Below are 20,532 nucleotides of genomic sequence, written 5' to 3' on the forward strand. Positions count from 1 at the left end.
CTCACCTCTAGCATAGTGTTCCCAATGAAAAAGAACTTACTCATAAAGAGTAAGTTCTTTTTTTAGTTGCTTATTCAGTAATAACTCGTCCAATTGCGACACGCTCAAATTGCAAGCGAGTACCATCAGCAACAGTCACATACACCGTTGTATCGTCGATAGCATCTATTGTACCGTGTAGACCACCAACAGTGATTACTTTGTCTCCACGTTTTAAGCTATTTTGCATTTCTGCAGTTGCTTTTTGACGTTTTTGTGCTGGTCTAATAATAAAGAACCACATTACCGCAAACATAGCGATAATAGGCAACAATCCCACTAGTGTTTCCATGAATAATATTTCCCTCCTTTTTACTCTCTATACAGTATACAAGAATCAAAAGTTTTTTGCATTCGGTTTATTATAACCATACTCTTCAAAAAATTCTTCTTTAAAGTCTAATAAGCGGTCTTCTCGAATTGCTTGACGTACATTTTCCATTAATTTCATCAAGAAATGAAGGTTATGATACGATGCTAAGCGCAATCCGAATGTCTCATCTGCCTTAAATAAATGGCGTAAATAAGCACGTGAATAATTTTTACAAGTATAGCAATCACATTTCTCATCAATCGGACCAAAGTCACGAGCATAAGCTGCTCCCTTTATAACAAGACGTCCCTTATGTGTGAAGAAAGTGCCGTTTCGAGCAATACGAGTTGGTAGTACACAATCGAACATATCCACTCCACGTATAGAGCCATCTATTAAGGAGTCTGGTGACCCTACTCCCATTAGATATCGTGGCTTGTTTTCAGGCATTAACGGAGTAGTAAAATCAAGCACTCGATTCATGACATCCTTTGGCTCACCAACAGATAAACCTCCAATCGCGTATCCTGGAAAATCAAGAGAAATTAAATCACTTGCAGATTGTCTGCGAAGCTCCTCATACTCTCCCCCTTGAATAATTCCGAATAGCCCCTGTTTTTCCGTATTTGTATGAGCAGTCAAGCATCGCTCTGCCCATCGTGAGGTACGTTCTACTGATGCTTTCATGTATTCAAAGCTTGCTGGATAAGGTGGGCATTCATCAAATGCCATCATGATGTCCGAGCCCAATGCATTTTGGATTTCCATTGATTTTTCAGGACTTAAAAAGAGCTTGTCTCCATTTAAATGGTTACGAAAATGTACTCCCTCTTCTTCGATTCTACGCATATCACTTAAACTAAAGACCTGGAAGCCACCGGAATCTGTTAAGATTGCTCGATCCCAATTCATGAATTTATGAAGACCGCCAGCTTCTTTTATAATGTCGTGACCTGGGCGAAGCCATAGATGATAAGTGTTACTTAGTATAATCCCAGCCTTCATCTCTTTAATTTCCTCAGGAGCCATCGTTTTAACTGTTGCCTGTGTACCCACTGGCATAAATGTAGGCGTTTCAAAAGATCCATGTGGTGTATGCACAATCCCTAGACGCGCTCCAGTTTGCTTATCTTTTTTAATCAATTCATATGTTATAGCAGTCATTTAATAATTCCTTCCTTTTATAAACATTGCATCTCCAAAGCTAAAGAAACGATAACGTAAATTCACTGCTTCTTTATATGCATCTAAAATAAAACCTCTCGATGTTAGAGCACTAACCAGCATCACAAGCGTGGATTTAGGAAGATGGAAATTAGTAATCATCCCATCTATACAAGAAAATTCATAGCCAGGATAAATAAAAATAGACGTCCAGCCACTATCCTCTTGTAGTTCTCCATTAAACTTGCTAGCAACCGTTTCTAAAGTTCGTGTAGAGGTTGTCCCAACGGCTACAACCTTTCCACCGTTTTTCTTTACATTATTAATAAGGTCTGCCGTTTCTTTCGTTATACGATAGAATTCTGCATGCATTTCATGGTCATCTATAGAATCTACGCTTACTGGACGGAAGGTTCCTAGACCTACATGCAAGGTCACAAAAGCAAGCTTCACTCCCTTTGCCTGAATCTTTTCAAGCAGATCTTTTGTAAAATGAAGTCCCGCAGTTGGCGCTGCAGCGGATCCCTGCTCTTTGGCATATACCGTTTGATAACGATCCTTATTCTCGAGCTTTTCATGGATATAAGGAGGAAGTGGCATTTCTCCTAGCTTATCCAAAATTTCAAAAAACACACCGGAATATTCAAATCGAAGAATTCTCCCTCCGTGCTCCTTCACACCAATACATTCAGCAACGAGAAGACCTTCACCAAAAACAATTCTTGTGCCGATTTTTACTCGTTTTGCTGGTTTGACAAGCGTCTCCCATTCGTCTCCCTCTAGTTGGGTTAGCAACAATACCTCAATATTGGCACCAGTATCCTCCTTAACCCCCATCAAACGAGCAGGCATTACCTTCGTGTCATTTAGGACAAGGCAATCTCCCTCATGTAGCTCATCAATAATGGAAGCAAAAGTGGTATGGGACAGCTGGTTATTTGGGTAATCAGCCACAAGTAGTCGACTGCTTGTTCTATCCTGTAAAGGTGTTTGTGCTATTAATTCTTCTGGTAATTCAAAATCAAAATCTTCTACTCGCACATTAAGACCTTCCTTTTTTATTCATTTCATCTAACAATGGTATTCCTAAATGTTCGTATGCTAGTGGTGTCACAATCCTACCTCTAGGAGAACGTTGGATAAAGCCGATTTGAAGAAGATATGGCTCATACACATCCTCTATCGTGGTGGATTCTTCACCAATACTAGCAGCAATGGTATCTAGGCCTACTGGGCCGCCTCTAAATCTTTCAATCATCGAAATAAGCAGCTTATGGTCTATATGATCAATTCCCTTTGGGTCCACTTGAAGCAGTTCTAGAGCTTCGTTAGCAATCGGTAACGTTATATTCCCGTTTCCTCTTACCTGCGCATAGTCACGGACCCTCTTTAGTAGCCTGTTTGCAATACGCGGCGTCCCTCTAGACCGTCTGGCTATTTCACCTGCAGATTCGTAGTCGATGGATGCATTGAATAGCTCTGCACTTCTTTTTACTATAGAGGTTAATGCTTCCTCTTCATAATAATCCAGTCTCAGGAGGACACCAAATCTATCCCTTAGCGGAGCAGATAAAGAGCCGGCTCTCGTAGTAGCGCCAATTAGCGTAAAAGGTGGTAAATCCAATCGAACACTTCTAGCAGAAGGTCCTTTTCCTACCACAATATCTAAGCAAAAGTCCTCCATTGCAGGATATAAAACTTCTTCAATGGATCTGTTCAAGCGATGAATTTCATCTATAAATAATACATCACCAGGCTCCAGCGAGCTAAGAATAGCAGCTAAATCACCAGGCCGTTCTATTGCTGGACCACTAGTCATTCGAATTTGAACATTCATTTCATTTGCAATAACTGCAGCAAGTGTCGTCTTACCAAGACCAGGCGGGCCATATAATAGACAATGGTCTAGACTCTCACTTCTCATTCGTGCAGCTTCTATAAAAATGGCCAAGTTATGTTTAATTTTATCCTGTCCAATATATTGAGATAATAATTGAGGACGAAGCGACTGTTCAAAAGGCTCATCGTAATGAGAAGCCTCGCTTGATATAACCCTTTCTGACATACACAGTCCCTCCTCTCCTTATTTGCCGGAAAATAATAGCTGTAAGGCCTTTTTCATATATGCATCCGTAGTAGTTAAATCCTTGCTGTCTTTTAGGGTAGAGCGAATTTTAGAGAGCTCTCGCTCGGAATAGCCCAAGGCTGCAAGTGCAAGCATCGCTTCCTCTAGTTCATGATCGGACTCCTCTGAGAACAACGATGGCTCCACCTCTGTATAGTCTAATAATTCTATATCGATTAAGTCGTTTAGCTTTCCCTTTAAGTCAAGTATCATTTGACGAGCAGTCTTCTTTCCGACACCTGGAAATTTCACTAAAAAGGCTTCGTCTTCCCTCTCAATTGCTTGGATAACATGATTTGGTTCCCCACTCGCCAAAATAGCGAGAGCACCTTTAGGTCCAATTCCTGACACTAAGATTAACTTACGAAAAAGCTCTCTTTGTGGAAGTGTTGGAAAGCCCATTAACTGGTGTGCATCCTCTCTCACATGCAAATGGGTAAAAATCTGAATCACTTCTTCGCCTTTATGAAAAACAAAGGGGTTTGGGGTATATATTTGATAGCCGATCCCTTGCTGCTCTATTACCACATATTCTGGCGTCACTCTGGTGACCTGTCCTTTTATGTAATCATACATCTCAGTTTCTCCTCCATAATCTATCATTATTATAGCATATATACAAAGAAGGGACCTTCTGAAAAGTCATTTCCAGAGCCCCTTTGCTACAAGGATATTGCATTTCATGCGACATCTTAGGAATCTGCTACAAAACAAATATCAGCCAAAGAAAGAAGGGTGTTCCATAAGTATTCTACTTATGAGACACCCATTCTTATAATTTACTTAAATTATAGCACAACTTTGGCCAATTTGTTATAGCCTTCGTTGTATAAGGAACCAGTTGCTCAATAAACTTGTATTTCCTTTCTTCTGGCAGCGCAAAAGCATATAGCCATTCTCTAAAAATCTCATTTGGATACATAATGGCTTCCTTATATTTTGCGATAACCTCTTCCAAGGAAGGAAATTCTTCGATTATCTTGTCGACTTGATAGTCCAAGTCAGGTAGCACTCGATGAATCCAAAGAATATTTTCTATTTCACGCGGACCAAGGACTGCAAGATCAAAATCAATAATCTTATAAGAAAAATCATTCGTCAAAAAGTTATGGTGTACAACGTCTCCATGCAGGAGTGTTTGCTTTGCACTATCGAATTGCTGGATATTGGCCAAGGCAATTTCTCCATACATAATAAGGGTCTGGGTTAACTGATACCCTAAATGGATTTCCAGAAACCCAGAAATACTTTTTACCCTCATAAGCCTTCCTTGCCATTTATTCACTAAATCAAAGGGCTGTAAGTACCCACTATCCTCCCAATTGATTATAGAAGAAGACTGATGGAGCCTATCTAAGATGTTATAGACTCCCATTCGATCCTCTACATTTTTATAATTAACGGAACGGGTACTTTTAAACCATGGCTGGATAATAAAATCATCTTGAGTAGAGGGGACGATTGGCAAAACAAAAGGATCCTCTAGCTGTTGAAGCTCATAATGAATGAAACGAATCTTTTCGGCTTGCTCTAATAAAGGATACTTTTTTACAGAATACACACCATTTTCATTCTTCCATTTCCATACATTCTTTTTTATCTGCTTCGTGTATGTTTTCACTTAAGTTAGATTCTTAATAAGGGTATGGGTTGTATGGATGAACGGGATAATGGGATGTATGGTGGCAGCCGCAGCCTTGATGGGCATGGAATTGTGGCATCGGTTGCATGTATGAATGGTTATATACAGGCTCTCCATACATCGGGTACTGCTGATGACCACAATGTCCACAAAAACCGTGTGGTGCATAATACATTGGTCCTGTAAACATTGGTTGTTCACATGACTCATAATGCTTATGATAAATAGCAGATGACGGTTCATCTAACATAGGCGCAACCATTTGCTCTTTCACTTCTTCCTTCGGCGGCTGAACATTATAAGTATAATTTTCCTCGAAGTTTACATGAATATCGATGCCAGTGGATTCATCTAGCTTCCAGCCTTTCGGGGAAGGCATTTTTTCCACTTCAGGTTTATGCATCATGTGGAATGGTATGATATATGGTTGAATCGGCTGTACCGGGGGTGCTTGATAGATCGGCTGATGGTGGATATGAATAGGTTGTGGTGCTGGCATTGGCGTTGGCATTGGTGTTGGCATTGGAATTGGTACAGGCTGGATTGGCTGTGCTTTTGGCTGTTCCTTCATCGGCTGAGCTTTTATTGGCTGCTCCTTGGAAGGTGTAGTAGCTGGTGCCGTATATTGCTTCGCTTTCGGTGGCAGAGAACCATAATGAGGTGCCGCCCCCATATCTTTTTTTACTGGACGCCCATCTGAATATGGGTGTCCCATGGATGTTTCATTCGTCTTCATGTCTGGAATAAAAATTTTCATTCCCGGTACAATATAATCTGGGTTTGCAAGATGTGCATTTAGCTTTTTTACTTCATCAAAAGAAACTCCATATTCTCTAGATATTTTCCACAATGTATCACCTTTTTTGACAATATGAACTTGCAAAGTCTTCCTCCCTTCGTTCTCCTTTACATTATGTCTATCGTTAAAATTTGGTCACAGATTTTCAAACATTGACCCATCCCTTCATGATAAACTTATGAATAACCATTATATCGTTATGCAAGTTTGGAGGACTTTTGTGATGAAAAAGTTAAAAGGGGAAGAAAGAAGAAGCTGGCTTTATACGTATCTAAAAGAACAATCACAGCCTGTCACCGGTGCAGAGCTAGCAAAATTAGCGAATGTTAGTAGACAGGTAATCGTGAATGATATTACCCTCTTAAAGGCCACAAACCACCCTATCGTGGCAACTAGCCAAGGGTATATCTTACTGCCAAGCCAGGAAAATAATTACGTACAACGGAAGGTAGCATGTACTCACCAGCCCCACGAAACAGAGGACGAGCTTTTCACGCTGGTTGATGAGGGTGTAACCGTAGAAAAAGTAATGATTGAGCATCCTGTTTACGGAGAAATAACTTCTCCCATCATGGTTTCCAATCGACAGGATGTCGAATTGTTTTTAAAGAAAATAAAAGAGACGGAGGCAGCCTTTCTGTTAGAGTTAACCTCTGGCATCCATCTACATCTTTTATCTGCTCCATCCGAGGCAATCCTAGAAAGAGGAATAGACGCTATCCGAAAAAAAGGCTATTTGCTTGAGGACTAGAGTAGGAGTGATTTGACAGTGTATCTCTGTCTTCCACTTAAACACCAGTGATTCTTGCAAACGAACAAATCGATTCATTAGAAAAGGTCTTCAGGAGACGGCTCGTTACTACTGAAAAGGTAGCTAGTATAGTATAAGCCATGCGATAGTCCAAATTATAAATAAAAAGGGGGTCCCATAAGCTTACTACTCATGGGGCACCCCTTTATTTGTTTCATATGTATAATAGGATCCTAACGATTTAACCTCGCATCCTAACGCCTTCAACTCTTCTAGCGCTCCCACCATCATTGGCTTTTCTTCATCCTCAAGCACATCTATTATGAAAAAATATTGACCCAGCCCTGTCTTTAAAGGTCTAGATTCAATTTTACTCAGGTTCAGCTGTCTCCAAGCAAATACAGATAATACTTGATGAAGGGCTCCTGATCGATCATCCTTCGGAAGGTTAATCATTACCGTCGTTTTTATTTGTCCCGTATGTCCGGGAGTCACTACTTTATCCTTGCTCTTAGAAAGAACAAAAAAACGAGTATGATTAAAATGAAAATCGTGTATGTTCGGCTGTACGATAGTCAATCCATACTCCGTTGCTGCTGAAGCATTACCTATTGCAGCAATACAAAGCTCTTCATTTTCCGAAACATATTTCGCTGCAGCTGCAGTGGAGGAAGACTGCTCCAATGGAACCTTACCGCATCGATTATATAAATATTTGTGACACTGAGCCAAAGCGTGTGGATGAGAATATATCTGTGTAATTTGCTCCCATCTATCCTTGTTTTTTAGATGCACCATTAAGTGCTGCTCAATAGGAGCTAAAATTTCTGCAATCACCGATACTTCCACTTCATGAAACAAATAGTCGATGGTCAATGGGACTGTACCTTCTAATGCATTTTCTAGTGGCACCACTGCTATATCAACAGTTCCGTTACTAACAGACTCAATACATTCTGGAATTGTTCTCATAGGAATTAGCTCTTCTTGTTGAAATAAAAACTTAGAGGCTAGATGTGTAAAGGAAGCCTCTGGTCCTAAGTATGAAACTTGTTGAGTAGACAAAATACCCTCTCCTTAAATAGCTCCTGAGCTGATTACTTCTGCAGACTCCACAAAATCCAAACGCTTCATTTCGCTCATGAATTCATCTAGCTCTTTGTTCATGGCTGTGACATCTAATGATAACGTAACACTTGCCCTACCCTGGATCGGTATCGTCTGATGAATCGTTAAAACATTGCAAGCTGATTCTGCAACCAAGGAGAGGAGCCTTGCAAGCGTTCCCTCTCTATCCTCAAGCTGCAAAAATACAGTTAAGATTTTTTCTTGAACAATCGAATGGAACGGAAAAACCGCATCACGATATTTATAAAAGGCACTTCGAGACAAGTCTACCTGCTTTACCGCGTCCCATATCGAGGATACCCTCCCTGATTGTAGCAATTGCTTAGCATCAAGTGTTTTTTGCATTGCTTCGGTTAGCACGTCTTCTCTCACTAGAAAAAAACGTTGACTCGTAACATCCTTCATCCGGCTCTCCTCTTTCCTTATTCGATAAATTCAAATTCAAATTGTAGCAGGCGTACGGTGTCTCCATCCTTCGCACCTCTTGCACGTAAAGCATCATCTACTCCCATGCCGCGAAGCTGTCTAGAGAATCTTCTAATAGAGTCTTCTCTGCTAAAGTCAGTCATTTTAAATAAACGTTCTACTGATCCACCAGAAAGCACATATGCACCGTCATCGTCTCTTGTGATGACAAAATCATCTTTTTCCGCTTCATGCTTATACATAACTGCGGTTTGTGACTCTTCCTCTGTTACATGCTCTAGCGGGAATTCAGGTGCTGCCTCTAGCTCGTCTGCAATGGCAAAAAGAAGCTCATTTAGTCCCTGACGAGATATCGCAGAGATAGGGAATATTTTAAGATTAGAAGATACCTTCTTCTTAAATTCCGCTAAGTTTTCTTCCGCCTCCGGCATGTCCATTTTGTTTGCAACGATTAGCTGAGGTCTTTCAGTCAATCGAAGATTATATTGCTTTAGCTCTTCGTTGATTGTTACATAGTCCTCGTATGGGTCTCTGCCCTCCATACCAGACATATCAATCACATGCACAATAACTCTTGTACGTTCTATATGACGTAAGAATTGATGACCAAGCCCTACACCTTGGTGTGCACCTTCTATTAACCCTGGAAGGTCTGCCATAACAAAGCTTCGGTGATCCTCTGTTTCCACCATTCCTAGATTAGGAACAATCGTGGTAAAGTGGTATGAGGCAATTTTCGGTTTAGCTGCAGAAACTACAGACAACAAAGTAGATTTCCCTACACTTGGGAACCCAACTAGCCCTACATCTGCCAGTACTTTAAGCTCAAGTGTAACGTTTAGCTCTGCACCAGGCTCCCCTTTTTCAGACAGCTCAGGCGCTGGGTTCGCAGGTGTAGCAAATCGTGAATTTCCTCGTCCGCCGCGTCCACCTTTTGCAATGACAGCCTTTTGACCATGTTCTACAAGGTCTGCGATAACTTGTCCTGTTTCTTCGTTAATAACTACCGTGCCAGGCGGAACCTTTACTACTAAGTCATCAGCATTTGCACCATGCATGTTTTTACTAGATCCATGAACACCACGATCTGCTTTAAAATGGCGCTTATAACGGAAGTCCATTAGTGTACGAAGACCTTCATCTACAACAAAGACTACATCTCCGCCTTTTCCTCCATCTCCACCAGCTGGTCCACCCATGGGTACATATTTTTCACGACGGAAACCAACCATTCCATCTCCGCCGTCTCCACCCTTCACATAAATCTTCACGTGATCGACAAACATTTACTTCACTCCAATCTTTCTTTTGCAATAATGTTAAATTGCAAACGTCCTTCTTTATTTTGTATATATTCAATCGATGCAAACTGCGTTGATGGTGAAAACCAATCATAGGAGCTCCATTCTCCTATCATTTCTACCTGAATACGCAGGCTCTCTTCTATAAATATAGAAACAGTTAATTTTTGCTCTTGATATCCAGTCAAATGAGTATAAATAGACTGTACAAATTGCTCTAGTATCTCATAAATCTCCTGATCGTCTTCTGGCGTTGCCTTAAAATCTCTTAAAGAGGTTTCCACTTCGACAGTAATAAGATTAAACCTGATAGGAAATGTTTGCAGCCATTCATTTGTCAGGAACAAACCGATATTATTAATATCAAAGAATTGGGAGCATTTTTGTGCATAACTCCGGATTAAACTTTTGGCTTCCTCCTGTTTTCCCATATCAATATTTAATTGAATTAAATGCATATTATTCAAAAAATCATGCATGGAATGACGAAGTACTTTATTGATTGTAATAGTTTTATCAGTCATATTATTATACACACTCCACCGTTTGCTATCCTCTAATAAGTATAACAGGTAAGCGAACATTTTGCTTTGCTGCAATATATACTTTTTCCTATTTATTCATTTATCCTTCACTCATTGGGTATTGCTGCAAAACTTTTCCACAAAAAAAGGACTGCATAAATGCAGTCCTTTTGAATTCGCAAATTAAGCTTCTTGAGCTACAGGATATACACTTACTTTTTTCTTGTCACGGCCATAACGCTCAAAGCGTACTACGCCATCAACTTTAGCGAAAAGTGTGTCATCTCCACCACGTCCAACGTTTTCACCTGGATGAATTTTAGTTCCGCGTTGACGGTATAAAATGGATCCACCAGAAACGAATTGTCCATCAGCACGTTTAGCGCCAAGACGTTTGGATTGTGAGTCACGACCGTTTTTAGTCGAACCTACTCCTTTTTTCGAAGCGAAAAACTGAAGATCTAATCTTAACATATGTTCCACCTCCTACTTTTTGAAGGTAATTTTTATATACTTCCCATAATCCTGCTCAATCGTTTGTAAAGAGACAATCATAGATTCTAAAATTAACTGTATGTTTGCAGCTTTTTCAGAGTCTTCAATACTAGGCACTTCAACGTATAAATACCCTCCGTTACCCTTTTGCTTAATGATAGGAGTGATACCAGTCAATGCTATAACAGCATTTACAGCACCAAATGACACAGCAGATGCACCAGCACAAACTAAATCTTTCCCATGTTCAGCAAAGTCAGCATGTCCTTTCATTTCAAAAGAATGAATAAGACCTGATTGATCTCTTGTCACTGTCACTTTAATCATCTTATAAGCTAATAGATTCTACTACTAATTTAGTGTATGGTTGACGGTGACCTTGCTTTTTACGATAGTTCTTTTTCGCTTTGTATTTGAAAACGATGATTTTTTTAGCTTTGCCGTTTTTCACAACTTTCGCTGTTACTTTTGCACCTTCCACGAATGGAGCGCCTACTTTTACATCATCTCCACCTACGAATAAAACTTTATCAAAAGTAACAACTTCATCAGCATTTACATCTAATTTTTCAATGTAGATTTCTTGCCCTTGTTCTACTTTGATTTGTTTACCACCAGTTTCAATAATTGCGTACATACCTGCACCTCCTCTTAGACTAAGACTCGCCTTCTTAAAGGTGATTCGTTACCGAATACTTAAACCTTTTCAGAGCGGTTGTAGCAACGGGTGCTGCTACAAACAATAACATTAAAATATTACCACACTTAACTAATGAGAGTCAAGTGCTTTTCGTCAATCTATCAAAAGCTAGCTTATATCTTCTATAACGCCAAAAATTCAAGTTCTGAAGTAAGATATAAAAAAACAAAATGCTAAGAAAAAGAGCCTTTGGGAAGTGAAATAAACTCACGTAAAAGAGCAAAAAACTAACCAATATAGAAAAGCTAATAATTTCAATATACCAGGCTGGAAAAAGGGCAGAAAGAAGTCTCCCACCATCAAGTGGATAAATGGGAAGTAAGTTTATCGTAAGAATTGCCAGCTGGGTATAGGTAACGAGCTCAGATTGTGGAAAGGAGGCCCAAAGGCTAATAAGCAAAATGAGAACAGTAAAAAAGGGACCTCCTAGTATCACAATCAACTGGTCCCCTTTCTTCCATTTGGAAAATTGTTCAATTTGAATTTCCCCGCCATAAGGAAGGATGGTACACTTTCTCACCTTACCCCCTACCAGTTTAGCTCCAAATAAGTGTCCAAGCTCATGGAAGATTAGAGAGCCAAAGATTATTGCATAGAATGCAATCTCTCCTTCTAAAAGGAAAAAAAGTAGAAAAGGAATCATGATCGGGTGTATACGAAAAAACTGCTTACTCATAATTAGCCGTTAACCATTGCACGATATCGTTTGTTTCTAATATCTCTCCATCCTTCTCTACCTGCATATATAGGACATTGTCTTTTACAGAGGCAAAGAGCTCTCCTGCATTTACAGTCGTATATGGCAGCTGATAAAACTCATCCACAAAGCCATAAGTAACCGTCTCTCCCGAGTCGTATAAAACGGAAAGTGTTTTACCAGTTTTCTTTGTATAGCCCGTGTAAATAATCAGTCCATCATTCGTAGCCCCAATTTCCATATATGACTCCAAAGAGAGGATTGCTCCTTTATCAAACGGTTGGATCGTCGTATATTCAATTGCAGGAATATCCAGAACAGGCCCACTTACACTGACCAAATCCTCCTCCGGTGCTACCCATGATTTTACTTTTGCATACATTTCAGAAGGCTTCTGAGGAGCCATAAGCATAGTAGTATAATCGCTAGATAGCGTATCATTGCTTTCAAGCTTGTACCATGTAATAAAGAAAATGACGAAGATGATCGCTAGAAACCATTTCTTTTTTGATAGCATATAACATTCCCCCTAAGAAAAATGTATGATACTACTTGCAGTTCTATGTCCAAAAAAAGCTCACGAAAAAGTTTTTAGGTAGTTTCAGTCTTCTTGGATAGATAGTTATTGTTGGGATAAAGCGAATGAAAGGACTCTTATAAAGTCTGATTGTTTTTTTAGTTTGCATCTTCGGTTCTCCGCTGCGTCGGACGCTTGGCAACCAACTTTTTCTTATATGTCATCCCCACCTTGTGGCGAAGAACCATAAATTTTGTAATATGAATCCCAAGAAGGATATTCCCCACCAAGAAAGCATTGATTTGTGAGACCGAACAAACAATTTTTATTTACTTTTATTAACAATTGCTATGCGTTAGTGATAGTTTTTTATGTATTGGTCTTTAAACAATTTTTAATCACTGTGTTAGATAGGGCTAACAAAAACGCTTCCCATAGCCTTATCAATTCCAGTTTCTTAGACAAAATCTCAAGATCCCAGCAAAAAAAAAAGTAGCACAAACCACGGTCTTGGTTGTGCTACTAATGTTATGTTTATATTATTTAGAGAAAATAGATTTGATTTTTGATATAACTCCCTTTTTAGGGGTATCCATGGACATTAATGGTACGGATTCTCCTAAAATACGTCTTGCTATATTCCGGTAGCCTAATGCAGCTCGGTTGGTTGGATCCATCACTACAGGCTCTCCTTTATTAGACGAAGAAATGACATTTTCATCGTCCGCCACAATACCTAGCAAGTCAATGGAGAGATGAGTAGTAATCTCATTAATATCTAATGCGTCGCCCTTTAACATAAGGTGCTGACGAATACGATTGATAATAAGTTTTGGTGGATCAATTGCTTCCTCTTGCTCCAGTAAGCCAATAATTCTATCCGCGTCTCGAACGGCTGATATCTCCGGAGTCGTAACGACGATTGCCTTATCTGCTCCAGCAATGGCATTTTTATATCCTTGCTCAATTCCAGCAGGACAATCGATCAGCACATAGTCATAATCGCGCTTAAGCTCTGTCACAAGATTCTTCATCTGCTCAGGTGTGACTGCGTTTTTATCCGTCGTTTGAGCAGCCGGCAACAAGTAAAGTTTGTCCTCAAAGCGCTTATCCTTTACAAGCGCTTGATGAATCTTACAGCGACCTTCTACTACATCTACCAAATCATAAATAATTCTATTTTCCAGGCCAAGCACAACATCAAGATTTCGTAAGCCGATATCGGTATCCATCAAGCACACTTTTTTGCCTTGTAAAGCCAATGCAGTACCAAGGTTAGCAGTGGTAGTCGTCTTACCGACTCCTCCTTTTCCTGAGGTTATAACAATTGCTTCTCCCACATTAGCTTCCTCCTTTAAATGATGATAGATTTGGTCTTATTAATCTAAGTTCCTGCAAACGATCTATTGCGATAGATCCATTTGTATGTAAGTAAGCACATTCCATTTCTGGTTGTTCAGACAAAACACTTAGCTCATCTGTCATCGTTTCTATGACATTATCAATAATAAGATGTGTCGCCTCTAGCCAGGATGCTGCAATGACAGCCTCTCTATTACCATTAGAGCCAGCATGAGCAATCCCTTTTAATCTACCCAGGACAAATACGTTTCCGCCAGCGACAACTCTGCCATTTGGATTTACATCACCAATGACCACAAGATCGCCTTCTGCAGTAACGACTTGTCCTGACCTTACAATTCCTACATATGTTTCTGATTGATTTTCCAACAGCTTTCGGTTACATTCCTCGACGGTCATTACCTCGCTTTGAATTTTCGATACTCGAAGGTGTTCCGTCTTTTGCACACAATTAATAATTTCTTTTTTCTGTTCATCGTTGCAATATCGATAACCTAGCTGTAAAAGTACTTCGGCCTGTCCTTCAAAACCATCATCAGAAACTTTTTTCGTTAGTTCTTCTAAAAGCTCTGCATATGAACACTGATCGTCTAAACGTAATACAAGGCCTTCTTTCGTTCCTTTAATCGATATTAACTGCTTTTTTGTCAATCAAGTCACCTCAGATCCACCATTTAACGACTAGCATGCTAGGAAAGCGATGCTTTTTGATTAAAACGGTATAGAAGAAGATATTTAAACGCCCACCCAAACATTAGGATAAACACTAAATTGGCGATCATAGTAGGGATGAGATGATAGCTCGAAAAGCTTGCTAATGTCATTACCTTAATACCAATAAATGTATAGAAGAAAAATAACAATGTCTCTACAGCTGCTACTAACAAAAGTGCCAAGATAGTTGCTACCAACAAATGCTGGTGGATGAATTTAATAATAAAACTAGCAACTAAACACATTAACGGGTAAATAAAAGAATATAATCCAATAATATCAATGAAAAAGACATCATACAAGAGTCCAAAAAACAAACCGTACAACATTGCACGTTTTCTATCATAATAAATCGAGACAAATATTAAGTAGATAATCAAAAACCTGGGAACTAGCGTATATGTCTCTCCATTAAGCTCGATGGGAGAAAAAAGCCCAAAAATCGGTTCCATATAAAATAATAGAACCGAAATGATGACAATGACATATCTAATCATGATTCATCCCCTGCGCCTTCTCCTAAGTCAGCTTCTGTGTTTCCTCCATCTGCTCCATCCACCGAATGAATAGTGCGTTTCGCAACAATTACATGATCTAAAGAAGAAAAACTTGCTGCTGGCTTAATATAAGCGAGCTTTGTAAGGCCGTAATCATCTGTAGTCACCTCGGTAACCTCTCCAATTAGGATGCCCTTTGGAAAGATTCCTCCTAATCCAGAAGTAATAACCTTTTGGCCTTTTTTAACTTCATAATCTGAATCGATTCGCTTCATAATTAATTCTCTTCTTGTTTGATCATATCCTTCAATCAAACCAAACACTTCCTCTGAATCAGTAATTACAGCTGAAACACGATAATTTGGATTCTGAGTAGACATTAGCTGCACGGTCGCACTATAAGGTGTAGTCAATGTAACCTTGCCTATCAAACCTTTTGCAGTCATAACTGCCATGTTCTGTTCCACACCGTGTATTTCCCCACGGTCAATAATTATCTTTTCTTCCCACTGATCAGGGTTTCTTGCGATGACCGTAGCCTGAATAGACTCATAATCTCTTATGTCATCCTCTTTCTCTACGATATCCTTCAGTTTTTCATTTTCTTGCTTCAGGTCATTTACCTTCGCTTGAAGAGATGCATAATCCTCCAACCTTGCTTTTAACTTTGTATTTTCCTCATATGTATGAAGCAGAGACTCTACATCGTTAAAAATACCAGTAACATATTGAGTCGGCTTGGAAAACATAGATTGTCCAAAGCCGACTACGTCTTTAATTAATTGTTCAGGCAAAGATGCATGATTTCGGTCTCGCAAAGAAAAGCCGATGAGTGCCACAAGAAAAATCATCCCTACAAGTAGCAAGATTAATCGCTTATTTGAAAAAAATTGTGGCATAGCTCGCTTTCTCCCTACTATTTAGATTGTTGGCGTTTTAATAATGACATATGATCCAACGCCTTACCAGTCCCGATAGCCACACAGTCAAGTGGATTCTCAGCAATGAAAACTGGCATATTTGTTTGATCACTAATAACCTTGTCTAAATTTCTAAGCAGTGCTCCACCGCCAGTAAGCATGATTCCACGCTCCATCACGTCAGCAGAAAGCTCAGGCGGAGTTTGCTCCAAAGTTTTCTTCACGCCATCAATGATTGCTGCAATAGACTCCTTTAGCGCATTCGCGATTTCTTTAGAAGAAATATCAATAGTTTTCGGTAAACCAGTCACTAAATCGCGACCACGTATATCCATCATTTCTTCCTTATCAGTCACTCGAGCAGATCCAATTTCCATCTTGATCGCTTCTGCCGTTCTTTCCCCAATAGTTAGGTTGTACGTTTTGCGAACATAGCTTGTAATCGCCATATCCATCGCATCTCCACCTACTCGTACAGATTCACTCGTTACAACGCCACCAAGAGAGATGACAGCAACCTCGGTTGTCCCTCCACCAATATCAACGACCATACTACCGGTAGGTTCCCAAACTGGTAAATTCGCACCGATAGCAGCAGCAAAAGGCTCTTCAATTGTCAGCGCTTCTCTAGCTCCCGCTTGCTTTGCTGCATCAATTACAGCACGCTGTTCCACAGAAGTGATTCCAAACGGTACACAAATCATGACATTCGGCTTACTCCAAGACATACCTGATGCTTTCATGGCATTCTTCAAATAGTACTCAATCATGGCAGAGGTTGTGTCGAAATCTGCAATTACGCCATCCTTCATTGGACGAATTGCGACAATAGAGCCTGGTGTACGACCTATCATATTTTTCGCATCGTTTCCGACAGCTACAATATCACCATTTTGAACATTCTTCGCTACAACCGAAGGCTCTCTTAGCACAATACCTTTTCCTTTAATGAAAACAAGCGTATTTGCTGTTCCTAAATCTATACCTACATCTCTTGATCCAAATCCAAACACAATTTTTACTCCCTTTCTTCCAATACAAATATCAACTACTGTCTCAGTAATACCATTCATTATAACGGAAAGAGAGAAAAAAGCACAGTGTCACATATACCCCTTTTCTTTTAAGCTGATAAATTGATGGTCTCCGATGATAACATGATCAAGCAACTCAATACCCATGAGCTTTCCTGCTTCTAGTAAGCGTTTAGTCACATCAATGTCTTCAGCGGATGGAGTAGGATTACCAGAAGGATGATTATGCGCACAAATAATGGAAGCAGCGGAACGTTTTACAGCTTCACGAAATATTTCTCTTGGATGGACGATAGAGGCATTCAAGGAGCCTATGAAGATCGTTTGTTTGTGGAGAATCTGATTTTTTACGTTTAAGAATAAAACGACAAAATGCTCTTGTTGGAGGGAAACCATATCCGGCATTAAGTAAGAGGCTGCATCTTTTGGGGATTTAATGGTGAATTTTTCATTTGTCTGCTGCTGTGCAAGTCTTCTACCTAGCTCCACGGCAGCTAATAACTGCACCGCTTTTGCTTCTCCAATGCCCTTCACAGACATCATTTCTTCCAGCGTTGCATTTTTTAGCTCCTGGATATGCTCAAAGAAAGTGAGTACACGATTTGCAAGGTGTAGAACAGACTCCTGCTTTGTTCCTGTACGCAGAAGAATGGCGATCAGCTCCTGATTAGAGAGACTTTCAGGCCCTTGCCTGATAAGTCTCTCCCTAGGTCTATCTGCTGAATGCACATCTCGAATCATCAAAGTTGGAGGAAGCTGCACGGTCATCGCATTCCCTCCCCGTCTAATTCAAAGACTCTCATATCAAGAAGAATATGGAATAACCTACTTAAAGGAAGACCGACTACGTTATTGTAATCTCCCTCAATCCGCTGTACTAATAGCCCTCCCATGCTTTGTATTCCATAGGCACCAGCCTTATCAAGCGGATCACCAGTCGCTACATAAGCATCTATTAATTCATCGGTGAGCTCATGAAAAGTCACATATGTAGTTTCGGAAAATCCAACATCAGTTCCCATCCCTTTAATGGAGACACCAGTAATCACCCGATGCGTTTTTCCGGATAGCCTTCTAAGATATTCCTTTGCCTGGTGTTCATTTTTAGGCTTAGATAATAAATAATCATCTAAGAATACAGTAGTATCAGCTGCAATAACGATTGATTCTGGATGCTCGTTTGCAACATGCTCTCCCTTTTTCTTTGCAATGATTAGCGCAAGAGCTTCAGGTGTCGCTTTTCCAGCTATCTCTTCATCTACACCAGATACCTGAATCGTAAACGGGATATTCAGTTTACTTAGAAGCTCTTCTCTCCTTGGAGACTGACTCGCTAAAATAATTGGCACATTTGCTTTTATCATCATACATTCCTCCCTTATATATGTAAGCATACAGAAGAAAGGAGAAAATGGAAATTGGTTAAAAAATAAAACAACAAGATTTTCACGTCTTTTTGCCTTTAGAAACTTAATTTTATACAATTGTTCTTCTCTAGATAGTGAGTAAAAAGGTGTAGCCTAAGAACGGATGGAGCGTCGGAAAACGTTGATAGGGCTTGAACGATGCTAGGTAAATCCTCTGGATATTCCTCTTTATTAGACAGTGAATCAAAATAATTTTTAGAGATTGTTTCTTCATTTAGAGTTGTAAACATTTTTTGAACCTGTGAGCTTTCACAGCTACTGGTGGAAACATAAAAAGTCTTAATAAAGGAAGGGAGTTCCTCTTGTTGAATCACCGCAACCTCATTCACAAACACATCGCTCCATACATAGAACTTTCCTTCAATTTGGACAATCCCCGCCTTCGTTAAAGACGGCTCTGCAGACATAAAGGAAATAGCACTTTCCTTCGTCGTGAACATTCCATATTGCCGCGCCTTAAACGCCAAATTTGGCTCTGCTGCGACATCAATTTTTTCACCCTCTTTGTTATCTTTTGGAGCAGAAACGTCCGTGGACGGCTCATTGTCCTCCTTCTCAGCCACTTCCTTATCACTTGCTAAATTTAACAGGAGACCAAACAACAAAACCCCCACAACACCAATAATCACACCTTGCGCCCCTGCTAGCAGAATCATTTTTTTCGGACTATTTCTTCTTCGTATTGGCACCCGCTTCACCTCGTTTACCTACACCTTATCATCTGGCAAATAAAAAAGGACAAGACCTTTGTCGGCTTGTCCTAAAAAGTTATCTACTTAAACAAACAAATTAACATACCAATCGACAATCAAGCTTCCGTAAAAGTACGTAATAATTGCACCAATTGCAATGGAAGGTCCAAACGGAATCGGCGTTTTTCGTCCTTTTTTCATAATTCGCAACGAAATAAGTCCGAAAACTGTCCCAAAAACGGAAGCAAAGAATAACGTTAGTAAGGTATGAACCGTCCCAAGCACCAAGCCAATCACAAAGAAAAGCTTGATGTCTCCTCCTCCCATGCCGCCCTTCGATACAAGCGCCACAAGTAAAAGCACCGTAAAACCTACAACGGCTCCCAGAGGACTATCCCACCAAGGAGTTAGCGGAGACACAAACCGCATAATAGCTAAAGGCACAAGGAAGAACAACAAAATCTTATCTGGAATCAGCATATAAGCTAAATCAGAAACCGTAATAATCACAAGCAGGGAAATAAACAAAAGTGCCACGATAAACTCTAATGAGAACCCTAGATCCCAATAAGCCAACGCAAATAAAAGGCCGGTCAACAGCTCCATCATCGGATACACCCAACTGATTTTGTTGCCACAACCCTTACACTTTCCCCTTAAGAAAACATACGAAAAAACCGGCACCAATTCCCTAGCCGTCAAATTCCGATCACACGTCTTACAATGTGACGGAGGCCGAACAATCGACTCCTTCATAGGAACACGAAGTCCCACGACATTGAAGAAAGAGCCGAAGATTAGACCGTAAAAAAATATAATGAATGTAATAACTATTTCCACTTAAACACCTAATTTCTAGTAATAAGTTTCAAGTTTGATACTCCGCTTACTGTTATTGATTATGGAAAAAGGTAGTTAATTGTATAGTCTCTAAAGTATATGCAGTTTCCTCTGCTAGAAGTAACTCTTCTTCTCCCGGTGCCGCTAAAGTGACTTGATTCACTCGAATGACACGTTCAAGATTTTCAATTTCTTTTATTAATTCCACTAAATGCTGATAATTTTTAGTTGAGACAGAAAGATTAAAAGTGACTAACTTTAAATTATTAGGTAGATGAACAGTTTCTAGAGAAGACACGGGAGGCTCTTGACTTTCATCTGTTACTTCATCTGTCACTCCAACTGTTTCAGTTTCTTCCGCTAAATCAACAGTATTTTCATTCTCAACGTCCTGTATCTCAACGACATATTGCATACTATAAATT

General features: G+C 39.8%; 27 protein-coding genes and 1 other annotated feature. Of the genes, 1 reads left to right on the forward strand and 26 read right to left on the reverse strand.

The features are described from left to right. Positions 1-70 precede the first annotated feature (70 nt). The 7 genes from yajC to AC1VU3_RS09695 all read right to left on the reverse strand — a co-directional run bounded on the left by yajC (position 71) and on the right by AC1VU3_RS09695 (position 6,166). Positions 71-331 carry a preprotein translocase subunit YajC gene (gene yajC / locus AC1VU3_RS09665; RefSeq protein ID WP_480387520.1) on the reverse strand — a complete coding sequence of 87 codons (261 nt, stop codon included), beginning with the start codon at positions 329-331 and terminating at the stop codon, positions 71-73. 45 nt (positions 332-376) lie between these two features. Further along, positions 377-1,516, reverse strand: a complete 1,140-nt coding sequence (tgt, locus tag AC1VU3_RS09670; RefSeq protein ID WP_480387519.1) for a tRNA guanosine(34) transglycosylase Tgt — start codon at positions 1,514-1,516, stop codon at positions 377-379. Continuing rightward, complete coding sequence (gene queA, locus AC1VU3_RS09675; protein WP_480387518.1) at positions 1,517-2,557, reverse strand: tRNA preQ1(34) S-adenosylmethionine ribosyltransferase-isomerase QueA; 1,041 nt, start codon at positions 2,555-2,557, stop codon at positions 1,517-1,519. A gap of 1 nt (position 2,558) precedes the next feature. Continuing rightward, positions 2,559-3,581, reverse strand: coding sequence for a Holliday junction branch migration DNA helicase RuvB (gene ruvB / locus AC1VU3_RS09680; RefSeq protein WP_480387517.1), 1,023 nt, complete (start codon positions 3,579-3,581; stop codon positions 2,559-2,561). Between the two features lie 18 nt (positions 3,582-3,599). Next, entirely contained in the window at positions 3,600-4,217 is a 618-nt protein-coding gene (gene ruvA / locus AC1VU3_RS09685) for a Holliday junction branch migration protein RuvA (protein ID WP_480387516.1), read from the reverse strand. Positions 4,218-4,413: 196 nt separating this feature from the next. Continuing rightward, positions 4,414-5,262, reverse strand: a complete 849-nt coding sequence (locus AC1VU3_RS09690; protein ID WP_480387515.1) for a phosphotransferase — start codon at positions 5,260-5,262, stop codon at positions 4,414-4,416. Between the two features lie 13 nt (positions 5,263-5,275). Continuing rightward, a complete protein-coding gene (locus AC1VU3_RS09695) occupies positions 5,276-6,166 on the reverse strand; it encodes a LysM peptidoglycan-binding domain-containing protein (protein ID WP_480387514.1) in 891 nt (296 codons plus the stop codon). Between the two features lie 139 nt (positions 6,167-6,305). Between AC1VU3_RS09695 and AC1VU3_RS09700 the strand changes: the two genes are divergently transcribed. Then, positions 6,306-6,833, forward strand: coding sequence for a 3H domain-containing protein (locus tag AC1VU3_RS09700; RefSeq protein ID WP_480387513.1), 528 nt, complete (start codon positions 6,306-6,308; stop codon positions 6,831-6,833). A gap of 186 nt (positions 6,834-7,019) precedes the next feature. Here the strand turns inward: AC1VU3_RS09700 and pheA are convergent, their stop codons facing one another. From pheA to AC1VU3_RS09795, 19 genes are all read right to left on the reverse strand, one after another. Continuing rightward, the gene (gene pheA, locus AC1VU3_RS09705; protein WP_482983363.1) at positions 7,020-7,898 is read right to left on the reverse strand and encodes a prephenate dehydratase; all 879 of its coding nucleotides are present in this window, start codon (positions 7,896-7,898) and stop codon (positions 7,020-7,022) included. A 12-nt stretch (positions 7,899-7,910) separates the two neighbouring features. Further along, a complete protein-coding gene (locus AC1VU3_RS09710) occupies positions 7,911-8,366 on the reverse strand; it encodes an ACT domain-containing protein (RefSeq protein ID WP_480387511.1) in 456 nt (151 codons plus the stop codon). 17 nt (positions 8,367-8,383) lie between these two features. Continuing rightward, positions 8,384-9,673, reverse strand: a complete 1,290-nt coding sequence (gene obgE, locus AC1VU3_RS09715; RefSeq protein WP_482983364.1) for a GTPase ObgE — start codon at positions 9,671-9,673, stop codon at positions 8,384-8,386. Between the two features lie 5 nt (positions 9,674-9,678). After that, positions 9,679-10,212 (reverse strand): Spo0B domain-containing protein, encoded by a 534-nt coding sequence (locus AC1VU3_RS09720; RefSeq protein ID WP_482983365.1) that lies wholly within the window; start codon positions 10,210-10,212, stop codon positions 9,679-9,681. Between the two features lie 183 nt (positions 10,213-10,395). Then, complete coding sequence (rpmA, locus tag AC1VU3_RS09725) at positions 10,396-10,686, reverse strand: 50S ribosomal protein L27 (protein WP_480387508.1); 291 nt, start codon at positions 10,684-10,686, stop codon at positions 10,396-10,398. A 12-nt stretch (positions 10,687-10,698) separates the two neighbouring features. Continuing rightward, on the reverse strand, positions 10,699-11,034 hold the full coding sequence (locus AC1VU3_RS09730) for a ribosomal-processing cysteine protease Prp (protein WP_482983366.1): 336 nt from the start codon (positions 11,032-11,034) through the stop codon (positions 10,699-10,701). A gap of 1 nt (position 11,035) precedes the next feature. Next, complete coding sequence (gene rplU, locus AC1VU3_RS09735) at positions 11,036-11,344, reverse strand: 50S ribosomal protein L21 (RefSeq protein ID WP_142643117.1); 309 nt, start codon at positions 11,342-11,344, stop codon at positions 11,036-11,038. 12 nt (positions 11,345-11,356) lie between these two features. Then, positions 11,357-11,434 (reverse strand) — a sequence feature (ribosomal protein L21 leader region). 52 nt (positions 11,435-11,486) lie between these two features. Continuing rightward, a complete protein-coding gene (locus tag AC1VU3_RS09740; protein WP_482983367.1) occupies positions 11,487-12,083 on the reverse strand; it encodes a metalloprotease in 597 nt (198 codons plus the stop codon). Continuing rightward, positions 12,076-12,621 carry a hypothetical protein gene (locus AC1VU3_RS09745; RefSeq protein WP_480387506.1) on the reverse strand — a complete coding sequence of 182 codons (546 nt, stop codon included), beginning with the start codon at positions 12,619-12,621 and terminating at the stop codon, positions 12,076-12,078. Before AC1VU3_RS09745 ends, AC1VU3_RS09740 begins: the two co-directional genes overlap by 8 nt. Positions 12,622-13,160: 539 nt before the next feature. Continuing rightward, on the reverse strand, positions 13,161-13,961 hold the full coding sequence (gene minD / locus AC1VU3_RS09750; RefSeq protein WP_480387505.1) for a septum site-determining protein MinD: 801 nt from the start codon (positions 13,959-13,961) through the stop codon (positions 13,161-13,163). A 1-nt stretch (position 13,962) separates the two neighbouring features. Next, the gene (gene minC / locus AC1VU3_RS09755) at positions 13,963-14,634 is read right to left on the reverse strand and encodes a septum site-determining protein MinC (RefSeq protein WP_480387504.1); all 672 of its coding nucleotides are present in this window, start codon (positions 14,632-14,634) and stop codon (positions 13,963-13,965) included. Positions 14,635-14,672: 38 nt separating this feature from the next. Further along, positions 14,673-15,194 (reverse strand): rod shape-determining protein MreD, encoded by a 522-nt coding sequence (mreD, locus tag AC1VU3_RS09760; protein ID WP_480387503.1) that lies wholly within the window; start codon positions 15,192-15,194, stop codon positions 14,673-14,675. Beyond that, on the reverse strand, positions 15,191-16,093 hold the full coding sequence (mreC, locus tag AC1VU3_RS09765) for a rod shape-determining protein MreC (RefSeq protein WP_480387502.1): 903 nt from the start codon (positions 16,091-16,093) through the stop codon (positions 15,191-15,193). The genes mreD and mreC overlap by 4 nt, the downstream gene beginning before the upstream one ends. 17 nt (positions 16,094-16,110) lie before the next feature. Next, positions 16,111-17,127 (reverse strand): rod shape-determining protein, encoded by a 1,017-nt coding sequence (locus tag AC1VU3_RS09770; RefSeq protein WP_480387501.1) that lies wholly within the window; start codon positions 17,125-17,127, stop codon positions 16,111-16,113. Between the two features lie 90 nt (positions 17,128-17,217). Then, complete coding sequence (radC, locus tag AC1VU3_RS09775) at positions 17,218-17,916, reverse strand: RadC family protein (protein WP_482983368.1); 699 nt, start codon at positions 17,914-17,916, stop codon at positions 17,218-17,220. Continuing rightward, a complete protein-coding gene (locus tag AC1VU3_RS09780) occupies positions 17,913-18,515 on the reverse strand; it encodes a Maf family protein (protein WP_482983369.1) in 603 nt (200 codons plus the stop codon). Before AC1VU3_RS09780 ends, radC begins: the two co-directional genes overlap by 4 nt. Positions 18,516-18,610: 95 nt before the next feature. After that, positions 18,611-19,264, reverse strand: coding sequence for a hypothetical protein (locus AC1VU3_RS09785; RefSeq protein ID WP_480387498.1), 654 nt, complete (start codon positions 19,262-19,264; stop codon positions 18,611-18,613). 87 nt (positions 19,265-19,351) lie between these two features. Beyond that, positions 19,352-20,107, reverse strand: a complete 756-nt coding sequence (locus tag AC1VU3_RS09790; RefSeq protein ID WP_482983370.1) for a prepilin peptidase — start codon at positions 20,105-20,107, stop codon at positions 19,352-19,354. 52 nt (positions 20,108-20,159) lie between these two features. Further along, positions 20,160-20,522 carry a hypothetical protein gene (locus tag AC1VU3_RS09795; RefSeq protein ID WP_482983371.1) on the reverse strand — a complete coding sequence of 121 codons (363 nt, stop codon included), beginning with the start codon at positions 20,520-20,522 and terminating at the stop codon, positions 20,160-20,162. Between the last annotated feature and the right edge of the window lie 10 nt (positions 20,523-20,532).

The organism is Psychrobacillus sp. Z16_25 (assembly GCF_056856695.1).